Genomic DNA, 18,526 nt, shown 5'->3' on the forward strand with positions numbered 1-18,526 from the left:
AGATAGGATTATTGCTACTATAATATCTTCTTTGTTTAATATAAATCTAAATCTCAGTAATAAATAATAAAAATAGAAATAAAAACAACAAAAAAGTAAGCAAAATTATTAACCCAGCCTTTTTTGTTATATTCTGCACAATTTATTATATCAGAAGCAATTATTTTTGTCAAATTACTCTGAGAATTATTTGATCCCTTTCCTCCTTTCTAATAAATTTAATTACTTTTACAAAAAAATTCTATGACCTTCAAGATTTTTGTCAAGTGTTTTAACATTAAAAAGTGGATTTAAAAAATTTAACGGAAAACATATTGACTAATATTGAAGTTTGTGTTATAATTTGTTGAAATGTATAAAATTTTATAATAATAGGAGGTGAGATTATGGTAATTAAAAAAGAACATGCATTAGTTCTTGAAAAAATGATGTCAGATGTGGATGCAGGGCTCCTTGCAACCGATTTATCTCAACTTGATAATGACACTGTAAGAGAACTCGATCTTATGGGTTTAGTGCGTTTTGAAACGCCTGCAAAATTAATTTTAACATATACAGGCCGAGCACTAGCAAACGTCTTAAGAGAACTCTATTCCCTTGGACCAAAACCGAATCTTGAGGAGGAATCATACGAATCTCAAAATGTTGTTGTTGTTGAGAAAAGAGGTCTTGCAAAACCTGAGGAATGGGATCCAGATTTTAGATTCATAGGAAGTGAAATTATCGCTTTTCTTGATGCCGCAAACAGGGCAGAACGTGTTGGTCCGCTTGGAATAGAACCTCTTATGGAAAGAGGGCTTGCATTGAAGGTTAGAAATCAGGAAACAAAAAAGGAATACTACACCTTGAGTGAACAAGGCAAGGCCATTCTTGATATATATTCTGTTTCACCAAAGCTAATCATAGACTCAGAGCTTGCCGACGTAATAAGAGGTTTACCAGTTGGACCAGCCCGCTCATCAGAAATAAAATTATCAGTTAAAAATTCACATCTTCTTGAATCAATGAGACTCATCGCATATTCAGTTCCAAATGGGGAGATATTTTCATTTACTGCTTTAGGTCAGGCGGTCAAAAAAACTCTTATGCTTGGTGGTTTTGGCGAAGGTACAGTTCTATCTGAAGACATACTTAAGGCAATTGCTGATTGGTATGATGAGAGAAAAATAACTGACGTCGCCCTCGTTACACTCCAATCACTTGGTTATGTTGATGGTGATGGAAATCTTCTTCTTGCAGGTGAATGGGCCTTGGAAGTTTACAGATTGCTTAAAGATGGGCCAAGAAAAGAAATTTGGTCTTTTGATATTGAAGAAGGCGAAATGATGGCACTTCGTGCAATTAAGGCGCTCTGGGAAAAGGCAAAGACAAATAAAAATGAGCGTCCTACACTTGAAAATTTAAAGAAAGAGATGATAGATAGGCGTATTAAACAGTATAAGGAACTTATAGATCGTTATGGAAGAAAATTAAATGAAATGCCTGAGAAGTATCAGCAAATTGCCAAGGCTTTTGAAGACGCAAAAGACCTTACTGCGTGGTATGAGGGTTATTTTGATTTAAGAGCAGATTTGCACTCAATGGAAGGTTTTGAGCTTATTAGAAGTACTATCGATGACGAAGGCAAGGAAGTTTTTGAGATAACCGAATGGGGAGAAAAAGTACTTGATCGTAATGTTCAAAGTGTAAGCTCTGACTCAGTTAAGGCAATTACTATTACAAGAAAAACATTTAGCTCTCCTAATTTAGAGTGGGTAAAGAAAGCAGAAGAGGAGGGTCTTGTAGGTTCAAAAGAGCCAACAAAAAATGGTTATTTCTTTGCAAACCTGGCAGAACATATTGAGAGGCTTCCTTTAATCACAAAATTCGAAAGAACAGTTTTCTCTCTTATCCCAGAAAAGGGCGCTAATATTAATGAAGTTATCGATAAGCTGAAAGATCAATTTGAAGAAGACCGAATAAGGTTTGCCTTAGAAAAGCTTGAAGCTCGACATTTAATTGAGATTCTTCCAGATGGAAACATTATTGAAACAGAAGCAGGTAAATTAACGGATAAGGCTCTTTCAGGTGTTCCAACAGGACTTGGTTTTCCTGTAAACCCATTATTGGTAAGAGTCTTAAGAGCTTTAAGAGAGGTTGGTACACTCTATGTTAAAGAACGTAAAGTTAGAATTCTTCCGAAGAACATAAAAGAGGCACTAAAAATTTCAGGTCTTTCGAAGGATGCCTTCCAAGATGCCCTTGAACTTGCAAGAGCCGCAGGGTATATTGGCGAGACAAGCATAAACGAACAAGGTTTGCTATTACTTGAAGCTGTTGAAAAGATGAGTTCCAAAAAAGATCTTGTAAGTTATCACGAAATTTTGGATTAGTTTTTGCTATAAGCTTTCTACCCGTAGCGCTTTGCTACGGGCTTTTTATTTTTAAAATTGTAGGATATAATGAAAAGGTTTTAAAAATGAGGATATATAATGGGACTCATTAACAAACTACTTGAAACACAAATTTGGGGAAATACAATACTGCGTTACTTAATAAGTTTTTTGATTTTCATTTCCCTAATTCTTCTTATATTTCTTACAGAAAAAATTCTTAAAAGCATAATTGATAAGATAAAGGATAAAAGAGATAATTTTGGCATAAGACTAACCCAATTTCTATTCAGAAGGTTGGGGCCAGTTCTATATGTATTTGCTTTTCTTGTAAGTCTTGAGCAGTTAAACCTTCAAGATTTTAGAACAATTTTACATTCACTTGAGAGAGGACTTATTGCGGTTGCCATAATATATGTACTTGTTGCTATTATAGACTTTGTTTATTCTGAGATTTTAACAACATCCATTCTTGAAGAAACACAGAAAAAAGCGCTCAGAGCATTAATGATTTCAATAAAAATTGTAGTAGTTTTGCTTGGTATAGTGTTTATAGTCAAAAACTTTATACCAGCATTTGATATCACATCAATCCTTACTACATTTGGTGTTGGTGGAGTTATTATTGGCCTTGGCCTACAGAGAATTCTTCAGGATGTTTTAAACTATTTTGCGATTATATTTGATAAACCTTTTGTCGAAGGTGAATACATTGTCACAGGTGATGTACAGGGAACAGTTTCAAAGATTGGGCTAAGAAGTACACGACTTATAAGTCTTTCGGGCGAGGAGATAAATATACCTAATTCTATAATAACTTCACAAATTGTGAGAAATTGGTCAAGATTGGTCACACGAAGAGTTCAAATTAATATTGGAGTTGCTTTTGAGACAGAAAAAGAGAAACTTGAAAAAATGAGTGATATCTTGAAGAGTGCGGTTGAAAGTGTTGATGAAACTGTTTTTGCCTTTGCAAGGTTCTCAGGAATAGGACAGTATAGTTTGAATTTTACACTCGCCTATTACATAAACGAAAAGGATTACAATAAGTTTATGGAGCTTCAGGAAAAAGTTAATATTGCAATAGTTGAAATTCTGAAAAAAGAGGGGGTTTCAATTGTTTATCCAATACAAGTCGTGCGAGTGGAAGAGACGCACAAAAAGGATGGTTAGATGGATGAGGTCGTGATTTATTTTTCTTAGCCAGGAAAAAATAAAATATTGGGAGGCAACCAAAAAATGAGAGGTTGTGAGATTGTAGAGATTAAAGACAATTTGAAAAGAAATTTCTTTAGGGATTCTTTCTATTTAATTATTGGGAAAATCGTTCCCATTGAGCCTTTACATTTAGATTTAGAGAAATTTGAAAGAGTTTTTATTCTGGCGCAAATCTGGGCAGGAAATATTCCGTTTCCGATGAGAAGTTTTCTTTTTAAGAACAAAGATGCACTTATTAATAAAGAGGTTGTGTTTGTTTCCTCGTCTGGATTTGGTGAAAGAAACAAGTCTTTTGTTATAAAATTGAATAAAATTCCTGGAAATCTTGTTAAAAAAGCTTTATTTATAAAAGAAAACAATGTAAGTTCAGGAAGATACAAAGAGTATCTTGAAAATTTTTTAAATAGTTTATAATTTAATAACCTTATAAAGGAGGAAAAAATGGAGAAAATTGAGTTAAAGAATGCGAAACTTATGGGTGGGATTGGTGCAATTTTACCTCTTGTTGCTTCAGTTTTCATTCGAAGAGGTTTTGGCCTTTCATTTATTTTTGGTGTTGCATCAATTATTCTTATTTTAATGGCGCTAAATGAGATTTCTAAAAAGGTTCAAAAGCCAGATATTTTCTCAAATTACCTAACTGGTTTTATATTGCAACTCATAAATTACTTTGTTATGCTGATTTTTGCTGTTGTTGGCGGATTTGCGCTTATTTTTAGTTTTGCTAATGGTTTTATGGGTGGAATGCGAGGTTTTGGTTTTGGAATGATTTTAGTTTTGCTTGTAATTTATGTATTATTTGTAGTATCGTATTACTATATAAAGAAGAGTTTTGATGCAATTTCTGATAGCCTCTCTAATCAACATTTTAAAACTGCAGGTATGCTTCTTTACTATGGTTCTATACTTTTGATTGTCTTTGGATTAGGTGCTATTTTAATGTTTGTTGGTGAAATTTTTGAAATTATAGGTTTCTTTTCGCTTCCAGATGAAATAGAGATTGGTGCTCCTTCAGAACCTCAAGGATAGTTAAGTTTGCTTTTCACAAATCTTAGTGCCTTTACGTTTAACATTGCAGAGGTAATGAGGAGTATGCTAATAAGATATTACCCTTGGTTTAAAAGGACCAAGGGTAATATAATTAGGTTTAGCATGAATCAATCACATGGAAGTTTTTAGAAGATACTTTAAAAGCACTTTTTGATAAGATTGTTTACTTCTACCGAACTTCTCAAAAAAAAATTTTATTAAAGGTGTTTGTTCTATTGACAAAAGGCAATTTTTTGATAAAATATTTTTAGATTATTTATTAACAGAAATTAAAAAATTAAGGAAATTAAAGATATGCCTTTTGATAGCGTTTTTTGTATAAAAAAGGAGTTGAAAAATTTTAATTGTAAATTAAAATTAATTAGTATTGACAAGTTTTCTTTTTTTATATTAAAATACTTATGAAAGGAGGCGCACTATGAAAGTAATGCGCAAAGTGTTAGTGTTGGTGGCGTTAGTAGCTCTCTTGTCGCCAATGATTCTTTCGACTGGCTGTGCAAAGAAGACAAGCAAAGTTGACATCGGCATTGTTTTGCCGACAAAGGATGAACCAAGGTGGATTCAAGATGAAACAAGATTCCAAGATGCCTTAAAGAACACCAATTACAAGGTTGAAATTCTCTTTAGCCAAGGAGATCCTGCAAAGGAGAAGACAAACGTTGAAACTCTAATAAGCAAAGGTATTAAAGTTCTTATTCTTTGCCCACAGGATGCTACCGCAGCGGCCGCAGCAGCAGATGAAGCAGCGAAAGCCGGCGTGAAAGTAATTTCTTACGATAGATTGATTTTAGGAACACCAAATGTTGATTATTATGTTACATTCGACAGTATCGAAGTTGGTCAAAAGCAAGGTCAATATCTTGTTGATCATGCAACCGGTAAAAATAACCCACTCTACTTATATGCAGGTGCTTTATCAGATAATAACTCTTTCTTGTTCTTCCTTGGTGCTTGGCAAGTATTGCAACCGAAGATTGCAGATGGTACCTTTGTGATTGCAAATTCAGACAAGGCTAAGGCACTTCAGAATAAGAAAGACCTTACAAGGGACGAAGAGGCAAGTATAATTGGTCAAATTACCACAAACTGGGATTTTAACACCGCAAAGAACCTTGCCGAAGCAAATTTGGCAGTTGCACCGGCCAATCTAAAGGGTAATGTGTTCATATTAGCACCAAACGATGGAACAGCAAGGGCAATTGCAGATACATTTGCAGCGGATCCTGCAATTAAGAGCTATGTGATTACAGGTCAAGATGCAGAAAAACCATCAATTCAATACATTATTGATGGTAAGCAGTCAATGACTGTATTTAAAGATGTAAGAGTATTAGTTAAAGACGCAATCAATGTTGCCATAACTTATTTACAAGGTGGAACTCCTGAATCAACAAAGACTTACAACAATGGTGCAAAGGATGTTCCTTCAAAGCCTACTCCAGTTCAAGTAGTTGATAAGAATAATGTTAAGCAAGTTCTTATTGACTCTGGCTACTATAAAGAAAGTGATTTTACTTGGCATTAATGTAGGTTAAAAATGGATACCCCGCTCATTGAAGTAGTAAACTTAAACAAGTCTTTTTCTGGAGTTCAGGTTCTCTTTAATGTTAATTTCAAGGTTAGAAGAAATGAAATTCATTGCCTTGTAGGAGAGAACGGTGCCGGGAAAAGCACTTTGATGAAAATTCTGAGCGGGGTATACCCATATCACGAATATACAGGTGAAATAAAGATAGAAGGAAAACCTGTAAAATTTCACAACATTTACGATAGCGAAAAAGAAGGGATTGCAATAATATATCAAGAGCTATCTTTGGTTCCTGAGCTTACGGTTTATGAAAATATTTTTTTGGGGCACGAAATTACAAATGGTATTTCTATAGATGTTTCAAGAGAAATAATTGAATCTAAGAAGTTGCTTGAAATGGTTAAAGGGGAAAGCATCTCCCCTATGGCAAAGGTTAAAGAGCTGAGCATAAGTCTTCAACAGATTGTAGAGATTGCAAAGGCATTAAGCAAAAATCCAAAAGTTCTTATATTGGATGAACCGACATCCTCTCTAAGCGAGACCGAAAGTGAAAATCTTTTAAATCTCCTTTTAGAATTGAAAAGAAAAGGAATGACAATAATTCTAATAAGCCACAGGTTAAAAGAGGTGCTTAAAGTTGCTGATTCTATTACAGTTTTAAGAGATGGCCATACTGTGAAATACATTGAAAGAGAAAGCAAAGAATTCAACGAGAATTCTATTATAAAATATATGGTTGGAAGGGAAATAAAAGAAATATATCCTCCAAGGATTAGAGAAGAATATAATGATGTGTATCTTGAAGTTAAAAATCTTAATGTTATACGTCCCGATACAGGTAAGAAGATTTTGAGTAATATTAATCTTTTTGTGAAGAAGGGCGAGGTAGTTGGAATTTTTGGACTTATTGGCGCAGGAAGGACAGAATTAGCACTTAGTATCTTTGGCAATCCTTATGGATTTATTGTAAATGGAGAGATTTATTTGAAGGGTAAAAAAGTTAAAATATCATCAACCGAAGAAGCAATAAGGAATGGCATATTTTACCTAACAGAAGATAGAAAAGAAAAAGGCCTCATACTTATTGAAAGCATAAGAAAGAACATCACTCTACCAAGACTTGATAAAATTTCAGCTAATGGAATAGTTGATGAACAAAAGGAAATAGTTGTTGCAAGTGAGTTTTTAAATAAACTACGAATTAAAGCAAGGCATGTGAATGTTAGAGTTTCAACTCTGAGTGGAGGAACGCAACAAAAAGTACTTGTTTCTAAATCTCTTTTCTCTGAGCCTGATATTTTTATAATGGATGAGCCAACAAGAGGTATAGATGTCGGAGCAAAATTTGATATCTATAATCTTATAAGGGAACTTTCAAGAGAGGGTAAAGCCATTATGTTAATATCTTCTGAATTGCCAGAGATACTTGGTTTAAGCGACAGAATTTATGTTATGGGTAAAGGGCGAATTACAAAGGAATTTACATCGGTAGAAAATTTGACTCAGGAAGAAATAATGAAATACGCAATTGACTGATAAAGAGGTGGGATGTGAGAATTTTCTTAGAACACTTAAAGACCTTTTTGAAAGAAAATGTAAGAGATTATGCAATGTTTATTGCTCTTCTTGCCATAATGGCGGTTTTCTCATTAATATCCCAAGGGAATTTCCTTGCCCCTGTAAATATTTCCAATCTGGTTAACCAAACAGGCTATTTAGGTGTGCTTTCAATAGGTGTAACGCTTGTTATTGTTATAAGAGAAATAGACCTTTCTATTGGATTTCTATCGGGCTTTCTTGGAGCAATTGCTGCAGTACTAATGAAATTTCACGGCTTTTCGGCTTTGGCTGCGATTTTGATTGCCCTTTCTCTTGGTACATTAGCTGGGCTTTTGAATGGGTCATTGGTGGCATTTTTAGGTGTACCGTCTTTTGTTGCAACTCTTGCAGGATGGCTTGCGTATCGTGGCGCACTTTTGATGGTTACAAGTGGCACAGGCACTATAATAATAAATAACAATACATTCAATGCTATAGGAAATAGTTTTATTCCTGATATTCCTGGGCTTTCTAATTTCTTACCTCAGTATCATAAATTAACTCTGATTCTTGGTATTTCTGGTGTTGTCTTTATAGTTTTATCGTCCATCGCAGGAAGAAGGCGAAATATACAAAGAGGTTTTGATGTAATGCCTTTTGATATATTTATTCTGCAACTCATATTTATTTCAGGGCTACTTTTGTATTTTACATTCAAGCTTGCAGCTTTTAGAGGCATTTCGTGGACTCTTGTTATTGTGCTTATTGTTACGGTTATTTATAGTTTTGTTACAAGCAAAACTTCTTTGGGAAGACATATCTATGCCGTTGGTGGAAATCCAGAGGCAGCAGAACTAAGTGGTATAGAGGTTAAGAAGATTAAATTAATTGTATTTGCATCAATGGGTTTCCTTTCAGGTCTTTCTGGCATTCTATTTGCCTCCCGATTGCAGTCTGCGACTACAACTGCAGGAACATTGTTTGAACTTTATGCTATTGCTGGCGCATATATCGGTGGCGTTTCTGCTGCAGGAGGCGTTGGCAATGTTGTGAACTCACTTGTGGGTGCCTTTGTAATGACAACACTTACAAATGGTATGAATTTGTTAGGCGTAGATATTTCTCTGCAATACATCATTCTTGGCATTGTCCTTGCGCTTGCAGTTATTTTTGATGTTGCAACAAGAAGAAGAGGAAAGTAGTTTAGATAAATTTTTCAAAATAGACTTTTTCTCCCTCAAAGCTAAGAAGGATCTTTTTTACTTCAACACCTTTTGATATGGCGTAGAAGTAGTTTTTTGAGAAATCTTTGTCTATACTTTCATTTGGCTTAAATTCAGTTGCATTTCTCATTATAAGAATAAAAATTAAAGGGTTGAAACCGTAATTTAAAGATTCAACAAGTTCAATAAGGTGTCGAGCGCCTCTTTTTGTTGGTGCATCAGGAAATAGTGCAACGCCATCTTTTACAAGGACACATCCTTTAACTTCTATGAGATATTTTTTGTCATTCTTAAGAAGAAAATCAAATCGGCTGTTCAAGAATTTAATTTCTCTTCTTATTGTTAAGTTTTTTGATTCCCCGAATTTGACAATGCCTTTTCGTATAAGCGATTCTGCAATATCGTTGTGATATCTTGAATTAACAAGGACAATCTCTTCCTCAAATTTAACTGCAATTACTTCAAATTCGGTTTTTCTCTTTAGGGAACTAAACTTTTTAAGTAATACTTTGTTTCCTCTCTCTAAAAGGCCTTCAAGTCTTCCTGGATCGTGGATATGTGCAAGCACACTTTTTCCGTTAACTTCGACAACTCCTAAAAACTTATTGAGCCTTTCAATAAAAGTGCCTTCAAAATCCGTTATGATTTCAAAAAGTTGTTTTTTCACTTTTCCCTCTAAAGAATATTGAAAGAGATCCAATTTTTATGATTTCGGAATATTATCTTCTTCGATTGGCGCATTCTTAAATTGCCTTATGCTTCTTCTTCCTTTAATTGTTTCGAGTAAATCGCCCATTATTAAATTATGCTTATGAAAACAGTTCCTCAGAAAAATATCTTTCACCTCTATCTGGTGCAACTGTAACTACTCTTTTAAGACCGTATTTTTCTTTTACAATTTTTGCGGCAAGTACATTTGCGCCTGTCGATGGTCCACCAAGAATGCTTTCTTTGAGTGCAAGCTCTTTTGCAAACATTCTTGCGTCTTTACTTTTGATGGTTAGAATTTCATCGATAATAGTTAGGTCAAGAATTTCAGGTTTAAATCCTGCACCTATACCTTCAATTGAATGTGCGCCTCTCAATCCCTTAGAAAGATACGGCGATTCTTCAGGTTCAACACCAATAACCTTTACTTTCTTTATAAATTTTTTAAGCATTTTTCCAACACCTGTTATTGTTCCCCCTGTGCCAATCCCAGCAACAAATGCATCAACGTCAAAATCCATATCTTTTAAGATTTTATAGGCTGTTCCCAATTCATGCGCCTTTGGATTTGAAGGATTTCCAAATTGATTGAGCATGAGTTTTGCAACACCTCTCTCAATAATTCTCTTTGCTTCTTCTATAGCACCACTCATTCCTAAAGATCTCTCTGTAAGAACAACTGTTGCTCCAAAACTTTTTATAAGGGTTAATCGTTCTTTGCTTAAATTATCGGGCATTGTCAAAATGATTTTAATTCCAAAAAATTTTCCAATAGCACTTAACGCAATACCTGTATTTCCAGAAGTCGGTTCAACAATTGTATCTCCTTCTTTTAATAATCCTTCAACAAGTGCATCTTTTATCATAAAATATGCAGGTCTATCTTTCACACTTCCGAATGGGTTTAAATATTCAAGTTTTACAAATATGTTTGGATTTTCTTTTAATTCTACAATAGGAGTGTTTCCTATTACTTCAAGCAACTTTTTCATTTGCTCCTCCTTTTACAATTTTTGCCTTGACGCCAACAACAGTTGAATAAGGCGGGATATCTTCCAATACAACACTATTTGCACCAATTTTTACAAAATCACCGATTGTAATATTCCCAAGAATTGATGCATGGTTTCCTATAAGGCAATTTCTTCCTATTTTTGGGTGTCTTTTGCCGCTTTCAACTCTTCTTGCACCGAGTGTAACGCCATGGTAGATAATCGTATTCTTCCCTACATATGCAGTTTCTCCGATAACAACGCCAAAGCCATGATCAATCATAACAGGTGTTTCAAGAACAGCCCCCGGATGAATATCCATGTTGTATTTGAGTTTTGTTCTAATATAAAGGAGCTTTGCTAAGACTTTGTGTCCGCTCTTGTATAAAGCATGATAAATGCGATAGTTTAAAAGTCCTCTGAAAGAAGGTGTAAATATGATTTCAAGTGGTGATTCAACTGAGGGATCATTTTCTCTGTAAAACCTCAAATCCTCTAAAATTTGTAGGAGGAGATTTTTTACATCCATAAACTCCTCCTAATCTTCCGTTTTCCATTTTTTAACCTCCCTTGCATTTAAATTTTGGAAAAATTATAACATAATTAGTAATAATTTCAAAACATCATATTTTAATTTGTCTTACTTTTTTATCAATGTTGCAAAATTGAAAGAATTATTGTATATTCAATTGAGGTTATTATGCTAATAGTTTCAGATATACACTATTCAATTCAGGGAAAAACACTTTTAAAAGATGTGTCCTTTACTGTTGATAAAGATCGAAAATTTATTATTGGGGAAAATGGTTCAGGAAAGACTACACTTCTTGACATAATTGTTGGTCTTAAATCGCCTGATAAAGGCAGCGTAAAAAGACCAAATTCCATAGGCTATGTTCCTCAAGAGATAAAATCAATTGAAAAAACGGGAATGGAAATTATAGAAGAAGGCATATCGGAGTTAAAAGAGATTGAAAAAATGATTCAAGACCTCGAAAAGGTGGGAGATTTTGGCGAAGAATATTCATTTCTTATGGAAGAGTATGAGCGACTTAACGGATATTCATATCGAAGTGAGATTTTATCGATGCTTCACGATTTTGACCTTGACGAAGAGACTGTTTCAAAGCCTCTTTCAATGATGAGTGGCGGGGAAAGAACGAAGTGCCTTATAATTAAATCAATTATTTCTAAACCTGAACTTCTTATACTTGATGAACCAACAAATAACCTTGATATAGAAACAATAGAAATGCTCGAAAGATACCTTTTGCAGTTTAAAGGCGGACTGCTTATTGTTTCGCATGATAAAACCTTCATAAATAAGATTGCAACCCACATACTTTATCTTGATAATGGTTCAGTAAAGGAATATGCGGGGAATTATGACAAGTTTATTAAAATAAAGGCGATTGAAGATGAAACCCTTAGAAGTGAGCGAGAGCAAATACTTATTTACCTTGAAAAGCAGAGGAGATTTATTGAGAAATTTCGTTATGGTACGCGTTCAAAACAGGCGCTTTCCAGAGAAAAGATGGTTGAGAAAATCATTGTGCCTGAAGAAAAAATGCGAAAAGAAATAAAAATTAATATCGATAGTGCTGATATTGGCTCTTTCAAAGTCCTTGAATTGAAAAATATTTCGAAATCCTACAATGGAAAGACAATTTTGAAAGATCTTAACTTCACAATCACTCGTGGCGAACGACTCGCAATCATTGGGAAAAACGGAGTTGGCAAATCTACACTTTTAAAGATCATTGCAGGATTTGAAAAACCTGATTCAGGCTCTGTTTATATTGGGCCAAGCGTCAAAATGCGATACTTTCCGCAAGATGAGTTTGTTTTGAATAGTGAGGATACGCTTTTAAATTTGATGCTTAAAGAAGGACTCGAGGTGAGTGAAGCAAGGAATTACCTTGCAGAGTTTAATTTTATTGGTGAGGAAGTCTTTAAGAAGGTTTCTGAACTTAGCGGCGGTGAGAAAAGAAGACTTCTTATCGCAAAATTGAATCTTGTAAATTCAAATTTTCTTGTCCTTGACGAACCAACGAATCACCTTGATATTGAAACAACGGAGGCATTAGTTGAGGCGCTTAAAAATTATAGAGGGACAATTCTTTTAGTGAGTCATGATAGGTATCTTATAAAGGCTATTACTCATAAGGTGTTTACGCTTGCTAATGGAAACCTTCAAGATGACTTAATAGCACATACAAAGAAGGAAAATAATAAGAAAGATAACTTAAAACAAAAAGAAATAAACAAATTAAAAGCAAGAATTCAGTATCTTGAAAAATTACTTAAAGAATCTAAAAACAAGAAAAGAGAAGAAGAGCTTAAAATTTTGAGAAAAAAGCTTGAGAGATTAAATAATTAACCTATAAACTTTCGGATTTGTGCAGCCCTTAAAGTCAGTTCGTCGATATTGTAGTTTTTTAAATCAAGTATGGTTGAGGCGATTGCCTTTGATATTTCTTTGTGCTCTTCATTAGTTTCAAATGATATACCAAACTCTTCAATCTTTCTAATTATTTTCTTAGGAAAGAAAGGAGAGTCAATATTTGCAAAAGTCAGAGCGTCTTTGATGTCGTTTTCGAAATTTTGATACAGGGATTTAATTTTAAAATAATCGTCTTTTTCGATTGCTTCTAACTCTAAAATTTCAGGCGGTACACCAACCGAATAAAGGCTTCCTGTAAAAGTGATAGCACGAGGAAGTTTCACCTTTGCGTTTTCTCTTGCATATCCAAAAAGCCCTATATGAAGTTTCCTTTTTCTTCTTGCTGGAATATGTTTTGCAACCTTGTTTATAACTGGGGCAAGGTTTTCTATGTGTTCTAAGTATGTTTTTGAGGCACGATTGAAAAAGTCAAATACGTATTCTTCATCAATTTCCTTTGGATTTGTTGGAATTATTCCTTTTAATTGTTTTATACCTTCAACAACTTCATTTACAGGATAGTCATATTTAAAAGCAGATTGAATCGTATAAGTATGGACACTTCTATATTCATCAGCGATTTTTATTACATTGTTTGGCTTGAGATTGCCTCTAAAAGGCGAAGATCCTACACCTACGATTGGATAAATTGGAATTCCAGTTTTATTTGATAGTTTCCATAGTCTATATAAGGCAAGTTTCACTAACATTACGGCATTAATAAGTCCGTAATTCATTGCAGGGTCAGAGCGTGCAAGAAAAACTCTTAAATAGTCAATTTCTTTACCTTTTACATATTCTTCTACAATCTTATCCGAATTTACAATATGTTCAAAGTCCTCAAAGAGAGGAATTACATTTATTTTCTTAGGTTTAAATTCTCCAATCCAATCCTTTATTCTTATATCGTTATCGAAAATTGGCTTGTCTTCTTTTTTAACTACAAAATCAGTGTAGTATCTATAAACTCTTTCAATGCTTTTTGCAGATGTTGTCATTGGGAGGATAACTTCAAAAATAGGCGGAATATCATCCGAGAAAACCGTGTAAGATGTATCAAAAGAACGAGGAATACTCTCTAATGTCTCAAGGATTATTTTTGCTTCTACATTCTCGAACTCTGGATTTGGTATTCTCAACGTGAGAAAAACATCTCTTCCAAGTCTATTCTCTCTGAAAAAGTATTTGTATTTTGAAAGTAGTTTTTTAACAACATAATCATCTCCTTCTTTTCCTTCATAGTCCCACATCTGTTCGCAAGCACCTAAGTGTGAGAATATATAAAACGCTTCCATTACTTCATCTTCGCCATCAAGCTCTGGATTTTTGGCAAAGAATGGTATTGAAACATTGTCTGGATGCTGTGTACTCATGCATCTTGGTATCTTCCTCATATTAGTATGAAATATAATAAAAATTTCTTGTTGAGTCAATAAAAAAAAATCTAAAAATTATAAAAAAACTCTGAAGAAATGTTATTAAATCTATATTGTTAATTTTTATTAATTATTTCGTTTGTTAGATCTTGACAAATTTAACAAATTAATTTATAATTTATAACAAAACTTAACAAAGGAGGCTGAAATGTTTGAGAGAAAGAAAACAATAATCGGAATGGTTCACCTTCCTCCACTGCCAGGTACACCACTGTATGATGATTCTCTTGGAATTGATTATATTTATTCACGCATAGAGGCTGATGTTATAAATCTTCAAGAAGGTGGTATAGATTCTATTATGTTCTGCAATGAAAATGATCGCCCATATAAACTTGATGCAAATTATGCTACTGTTGCTACGATGGGCTATGTGATAGGAAAGGTATCTCATCTTGTAAAAGTACCTTTTGGTATTGATGTACTTTGGGATCCGTTTGCAGCAATCTCTCTTGCAAAGGCAACGAAGGCGAGTTTTATAAGGGAGATTCTAACAGGTGTATATGTATCTGATATGGGATTTTGGAACACAAATGTGGGAGAAGTTTATCGATACAAAAAGCTTCTTGATGCAAAAGATGTAAAAGTATTTTTTAACATTTCTGCGGAATTTGCCTATTCTCTTGATAGAAGGCCATTAGATGAGATTGCAAAAAGTGTTGCGTTTTCTTCTCTTGCTGATGTTATACTTGTTTCTGGTCCAATGACGGGTAAACCACCAACAAAAGAGACACTTGAAAAAGTTAAAGAAAGCGTTAATATTCCTGTTTTTGTAAATACTGGGGTAAATGAAAACAATGTTGGAGAGCTTCTAAGTGTTGCAGATGGTGCAATTGTTGGAACAGCTCTTAAAAAAGACGGTTTTACTTTTAACCCAATTGATGTGGATAGAGTAAAGAGATTAATGGAGAAAGTAAATAAACTGCGATGAGAGACTTAGCTCTTGGTATTGATATAGGCACAACATCTGTTAAGGCAATAGTTGTCGATAGCGTCGGCAGAATTTATTTTGAGAAATCAATAGAACAGAATCTTATAAGTATTGCTCCAAATTTTGCTGAAATGGATGCAAACCTATTTTTTGAAAATACGCTTGAAGTTCTCAAAGATGTTGCAAAAGATGGGCTTGATAAGAGAATTGCTTCGATTGGTATTACAGGAATGGTGCCGACGCTTATTGCTTTGGATGAAAATTTAAACCCTTTAAGATATTCAATTCAGCAAAACGATGCAAGAGCTGTTGAAGAGATAGAATACTTCAAAAAGATAATAGATGAGAATTGGTATTTTGAAAGGACTGCTAATACCATCAATCAGCAACTTATTTTTCCAAAATGGTTCTGGCTTAAAAAACATGAAGCTGATGTTGTTTCTAAGACGAAATACATAATGGGTTCTTACGATTTTGTTTCAACTAAACTAACAAACATGCCTCATGTTGAGGAAAACTGGGCTCTCGAAAGTGGTCTTTTCAATATTAGAAAAATGGATTTTGATGACGAAATTTTGTCTATTGCATCAATTGATAGAAGTATGCTCCCAAAGATTGTAAAACCAAATGAGTTTATAGGTTTTTTAACGGAAGAAGTTGAGAGACTTACAGGATTTAATAGTGGTGTGCCCATTATAGGAGGCTCTGCAGATCATATAGCTTCAACGCTTGCATTAGGTCTTGTGGAAGAAGGAGATCTACTCTTGAAGTTTGGTGGTGCAGGAGATATAATGTTTGTTTCTGATTCGCTAAGGATGGATAAAAGATTATTTCTTGATTTTCATGATATTGAGGGTAAATTTGTAATTAACGGTTGCATGGCTTCAAGTGGATCACTTATAAAGTGGTTTATGAATATTATAAGAGAAACAAGCTTTGATGAAATCACAGAAGAAGCATTCAAAAGCAATATTGGTGCAAATGGCATCATTACCCTTCCATATTTTCTAGGTGAGAAAACACCTATTTTCGATACAAAGGCAAGAGGAGTCATATTTGGACTTCAACTTTTTCACAATAGGGGTGATATCTTTAGATCAATCTTGGAAAGTATTGTCTATGGTTTTCTACACCATATAGATGTTTTAAATGAGATGGGGTTAACAATTAAAAGAGTTTTTATTTCTGATGGTGGTGCAAAAAACCCGCTTATTAGGAGAATAACAGCAGATGCTGTTGGACTTCCAATTAAATATATTAAAACAAACCCTGGTTCATCGTTGGGTGTTGCATTACTTTCTCTATTGAGTGCAAAACTTTTAAAAGACGAAAAAGAAATTGAAAATTTCCTTACAGATTACGAAATTATCGAGCCAGATCTATCGAATACCCAAAAATACAGGGAGTATTTTAGTCTTTACAAGGATCTTTATAAGTCATTAAAGTCTCTCTTCGAGAGACTTTATGAAATACAAAAAACAAAGGAGGTTTAGATGGAGAAGAAACAGAAGTTATTTGTAAGAAACGCAACGGGGCTTGTAAGAGAGCTTACTCCCTTTGATGCGTTTAACCTTGTTTTTGCTGCAATTTTAATTCCTGTTGGAATTTCTCAGGCTCTTCAATTCGGTGCAGCATCTTTTCCAGGCGCAAATATAGCTCTTGCTTTTGTGCTTGGTTCTATTCTTCTTATGGGATTTGGTTGGGTCTATATCTTCTTCACACTAATTATGCCTCGTTCAGGAGGAGATTATGTGTGGGTAAGTAGAACTATTCACCCGCTTGTTGGATTTGTTGTAAATGTGACTTTGACTTTTGTATTTGTTAACTGGGTTGCATTTAACTTTACAACTATGATGACTTTCTTTATGCCTGCTTTTGGATATGTTGCAAATCTTCCAAAATCGTTTATTGATTGGTTTGCAATACCCGGAAATCAATTTTTAGTTGCAACACTTCTTACCATAGCGTTTACTCTAATAATGCTTAAAGGTACCAAGTTTGCTGCAAAGTTTATGAGGATACTTTTTGTAATTGTGTGGATTGGTGTTGGCTTATGGTATATTGGTCTTCTTGCAACCACAAAAGAAGCATTCCAGGCAAGTTTTGCATCAATTACTGGGACTCAACCTCAAGAGATCGTTAATATAGCAAAGAGTGTAGGATATGTCCCACCTGCTGGAATCAATTGGGGAATGACAATACTTGCGATGTTATGGGCATTCCAAAACCTTACAGGATTTGAGTGGACTGGATACTTTGCAGGAGAAATTAAAAATGTAAGAAGAACTGTTATTGTATCTGTATTAGGAGCTCTTATCATAGGTGGTTTGCTTTACGCATTAGGTTCCCTTTTTGTATATAAAGCAATGGGATTTGACTTCTTCTCATCACTTTCTTATGTTGGAATGAATGCTTCCGACAAGTTACCTCAAAATATTGTTTTCATACTCCCTGCACTCACAAAATTCTTTAGCTTACCTCAGTTTATAAAGGTTTATATTGCGCTTGCATTCCTTTTGAGTATTGTTTGGTGGACTCCTGCAGGATTTTTACTTGGCACAAGAAACCTTTTTGCATGGGCATTTGATAGATTGGCTCCTGATTGGGTTGCAGATGTTGATCCTAATCTACACACTCCAGTTAAAGCAACAATAATTATGGGACTCTATGTAGAGCTTTTAAACTGGCTTAACATATATGGTGGGTTAGGTGGATATCTTATCAATATAATTGCAGTTATGGCTCTTTGTTTTGTTATAGTTGGGATTGCGGCAATAATTTTCCCATATAAGAAAAAGGATCTATTTGAAAATGCCCCTGATCTTGCTAAGAGGAAATTAGGAAACATTCCTTATATGGTTATTGCTGGTATTGTTACAGTTATTACTTGGGGCACCGTTTTTGTAGCTGCTTTCCTTGTTCCACAATTTGGTTTGAAAGTTGAAGCGCTTGCTATGATAGAAGCATTTTCTGTGCCAGTGATAGCGATTATTTGGTATTTAATTGCAGTCGCTGTAAGAAAGTCACAAGGAATAGATATTACTCAGGTATTTACGGAAATACCACCAGAATAGAGTTCAGTTAGA

General features: G+C 34.3%; 15 protein-coding genes. 11 read left to right on the forward strand and 4 right to left on the reverse strand.

What is annotated here, in order from left to right:
- Positions 1–386: 386 nt before the first annotated feature.
- The 7 genes from ACMV0E_RS05605 to ACMV0E_RS05635 all read left to right on the forward strand — a co-directional run bounded on the left by ACMV0E_RS05605 (position 387) and on the right by ACMV0E_RS05635 (position 8,909).
- Positions 387–2,372, forward strand: coding sequence for a DUF505 domain-containing protein (locus tag ACMV0E_RS05605; RefSeq protein WP_416085395.1), 1,986 nt, complete (start codon positions 387–389; stop codon positions 2,370–2,372).
- A 99-nt stretch (positions 2,373–2,471) separates the two neighbouring features.
- Complete coding sequence (locus tag ACMV0E_RS05610; RefSeq protein ID WP_416085396.1) at positions 2,472–3,545, forward strand: mechanosensitive ion channel family protein; 1,074 nt, start codon at positions 2,472–2,474, stop codon at positions 3,543–3,545.
- Between the two features lie 66 nt (positions 3,546–3,611).
- Entirely contained in the window at positions 3,612–4,004 is a 393-nt protein-coding gene (locus ACMV0E_RS05615) for a hypothetical protein (protein ID WP_416085397.1), read from the forward strand.
- A gap of 27 nt (positions 4,005–4,031) precedes the next feature.
- Positions 4,032–4,619 (forward strand): DUF996 domain-containing protein, encoded by a 588-nt coding sequence (locus tag ACMV0E_RS05620; RefSeq protein WP_416085398.1) that lies wholly within the window; start codon positions 4,032–4,034, stop codon positions 4,617–4,619.
- A gap of 496 nt (positions 4,620–5,115) precedes the next feature.
- A complete protein-coding gene (locus ACMV0E_RS05625; protein ID WP_416085422.1) occupies positions 5,116–6,165 on the forward strand; it encodes a sugar ABC transporter substrate-binding protein in 1,050 nt (349 codons plus the stop codon).
- A gap of 12 nt (positions 6,166–6,177) precedes the next feature.
- Entirely contained in the window at positions 6,178–7,704 is a 1,527-nt protein-coding gene (locus ACMV0E_RS05630) for a sugar ABC transporter ATP-binding protein (protein WP_416085399.1), read from the forward strand.
- 14 nt (positions 7,705–7,718) lie between these two features.
- Positions 7,719–8,909 (forward strand): sugar ABC transporter permease, encoded by a 1,191-nt coding sequence (locus tag ACMV0E_RS05635; protein WP_416085400.1) that lies wholly within the window; start codon positions 7,719–7,721, stop codon positions 8,907–8,909.
- Position 8,910: 1 nt separating this feature from the next.
- On the opposite strand, the gene sfsA is transcribed toward ACMV0E_RS05635, so the two are convergent.
- From sfsA to epsC, 3 genes are all read right to left on the reverse strand, one after another.
- Complete coding sequence (gene sfsA / locus ACMV0E_RS05640) at positions 8,911–9,597, reverse strand: DNA/RNA nuclease SfsA (RefSeq protein WP_416085401.1); 687 nt, start codon at positions 9,595–9,597, stop codon at positions 8,911–8,913.
- Between the two features lie 142 nt (positions 9,598–9,739).
- Positions 9,740–10,630, reverse strand: a complete 891-nt coding sequence (gene cysK, locus ACMV0E_RS05645) for a cysteine synthase A (RefSeq protein ID WP_416085402.1) — start codon at positions 10,628–10,630, stop codon at positions 9,740–9,742.
- Positions 10,614–11,159, reverse strand: coding sequence for a serine O-acetyltransferase EpsC (epsC, locus tag ACMV0E_RS05650; RefSeq protein ID WP_416085403.1), 546 nt, complete (start codon positions 11,157–11,159; stop codon positions 10,614–10,616). The genes cysK and epsC overlap by 17 nt, the downstream gene beginning before the upstream one ends.
- Before the next feature lie 171 nt (positions 11,160–11,330).
- Here epsC and ACMV0E_RS05655 point away from each other — a divergent pair, with 171 nt between their 5' ends.
- A complete protein-coding gene (locus ACMV0E_RS05655; protein WP_416085404.1) occupies positions 11,331–13,010 on the forward strand; it encodes an ABC-F family ATP-binding cassette domain-containing protein in 1,680 nt (559 codons plus the stop codon).
- On the opposite strand, the gene ppcA is transcribed toward ACMV0E_RS05655, so the two are convergent.
- Entirely contained in the window at positions 13,007–14,467 is a 1,461-nt protein-coding gene (gene ppcA, locus ACMV0E_RS05660; RefSeq protein ID WP_416085405.1) for a phosphoenolpyruvate carboxylase, read from the reverse strand. The two genes, ACMV0E_RS05655 and ppcA, sit on opposite strands and share 4 nt — an antisense overlap.
- Before the next feature lie 190 nt (positions 14,468–14,657).
- Here ppcA and ACMV0E_RS05665 point away from each other — a divergent pair, with 190 nt between their 5' ends.
- From ACMV0E_RS05665 to ACMV0E_RS05675, 3 genes are read left to right on the forward strand one after another with little or no spacing between them, the layout of a single operon-like run.
- Entirely contained in the window at positions 14,658–15,440 is a 783-nt protein-coding gene (locus ACMV0E_RS05665; RefSeq protein ID WP_416085406.1) for a BtpA/SgcQ family protein, read from the forward strand.
- Positions 15,437–16,933: an FGGY-family carbohydrate kinase gene (locus ACMV0E_RS05670; protein WP_416085407.1), complete on the forward strand. Its 1,497-nt coding sequence runs from the start codon at positions 15,437–15,439 to the stop codon at positions 16,931–16,933. The genes ACMV0E_RS05665 and ACMV0E_RS05670 overlap by 4 nt, the downstream gene beginning before the upstream one ends.
- Positions 16,934–18,514 (forward strand): APC family permease, encoded by a 1,581-nt coding sequence (locus tag ACMV0E_RS05675; RefSeq protein ID WP_416085408.1) that lies wholly within the window; start codon positions 16,934–16,936, stop codon positions 18,512–18,514.
- The last annotated feature ends 12 nt before the right edge of the window (positions 18,515–18,526 follow it).

This window comes from Caldisericum insulae, assembly GCF_047785965.1.
GTDB classification, from domain to species: domain Bacteria; phylum Caldisericota; class Caldisericia; order Caldisericales; family Caldisericaceae; genus Caldisericum; species Caldisericum exile_A.

Bases quoted from the DNA above. Each gene is read 5' to 3' on its own strand.
- ACMV0E_RS05605 (WP_416085395.1), top strand. From the start codon at position 387: ATGGTAATTAAAAAAGAACATGCATTAGTTCTTGAAAAAATGATGTCA.
- ACMV0E_RS05610 (WP_416085396.1), top strand. From the start codon at position 2,472: ATGGGACTCATTAACAAACTACTTGAAACACAAATTTGGGGAAATACA.
- ACMV0E_RS05615 (WP_416085397.1), top strand. From the start codon at position 3,612: ATGAGAGGTTGTGAGATTGTAGAGATTAAAGACAATTTGAAAAGAAAT.
- ACMV0E_RS05620 (WP_416085398.1), top strand. From the start codon at position 4,032: ATGGAGAAAATTGAGTTAAAGAATGCGAAACTTATGGGTGGGATTGGT.
- ACMV0E_RS05625 (WP_416085422.1), top strand. From the start codon at position 5,116: ATGATTCTTTCGACTGGCTGTGCAAAGAAGACAAGCAAAGTTGACATC.
- ACMV0E_RS05630 (WP_416085399.1), top strand. From the start codon at position 6,178: ATGGATACCCCGCTCATTGAAGTAGTAAACTTAAACAAGTCTTTTTCT.
- cysK (WP_416085402.1), bottom strand. From the start codon at position 10,630: ATGAAAAAGTTGCTTGAAGTAATAGGAAACACTCCTATTGTAGAATTA.
- epsC (WP_416085403.1), bottom strand. From the start codon at position 11,159: ATGGATGTAAAAAATCTCCTCCTACAAATTTTAGAGGATTTGAGGTTT.
- ACMV0E_RS05655 (WP_416085404.1), top strand. From the start codon at position 11,331: ATGCTAATAGTTTCAGATATACACTATTCAATTCAGGGAAAAACACTT.
- ppcA (WP_416085405.1), bottom strand. From the start codon at position 14,467: ATGAGGAAGATACCAAGATGCATGAGTACACAGCATCCAGACAATGTT.
- ACMV0E_RS05665 (WP_416085406.1), top strand. From the start codon at position 14,658: ATGTTTGAGAGAAAGAAAACAATAATCGGAATGGTTCACCTTCCTCCA.
- ACMV0E_RS05670 (WP_416085407.1), top strand. From the start codon at position 15,437: ATGAGAGACTTAGCTCTTGGTATTGATATAGGCACAACATCTGTTAAG.
- ACMV0E_RS05675 (WP_416085408.1), top strand. From the start codon at position 16,934: ATGGAGAAGAAACAGAAGTTATTTGTAAGAAACGCAACGGGGCTTGTA.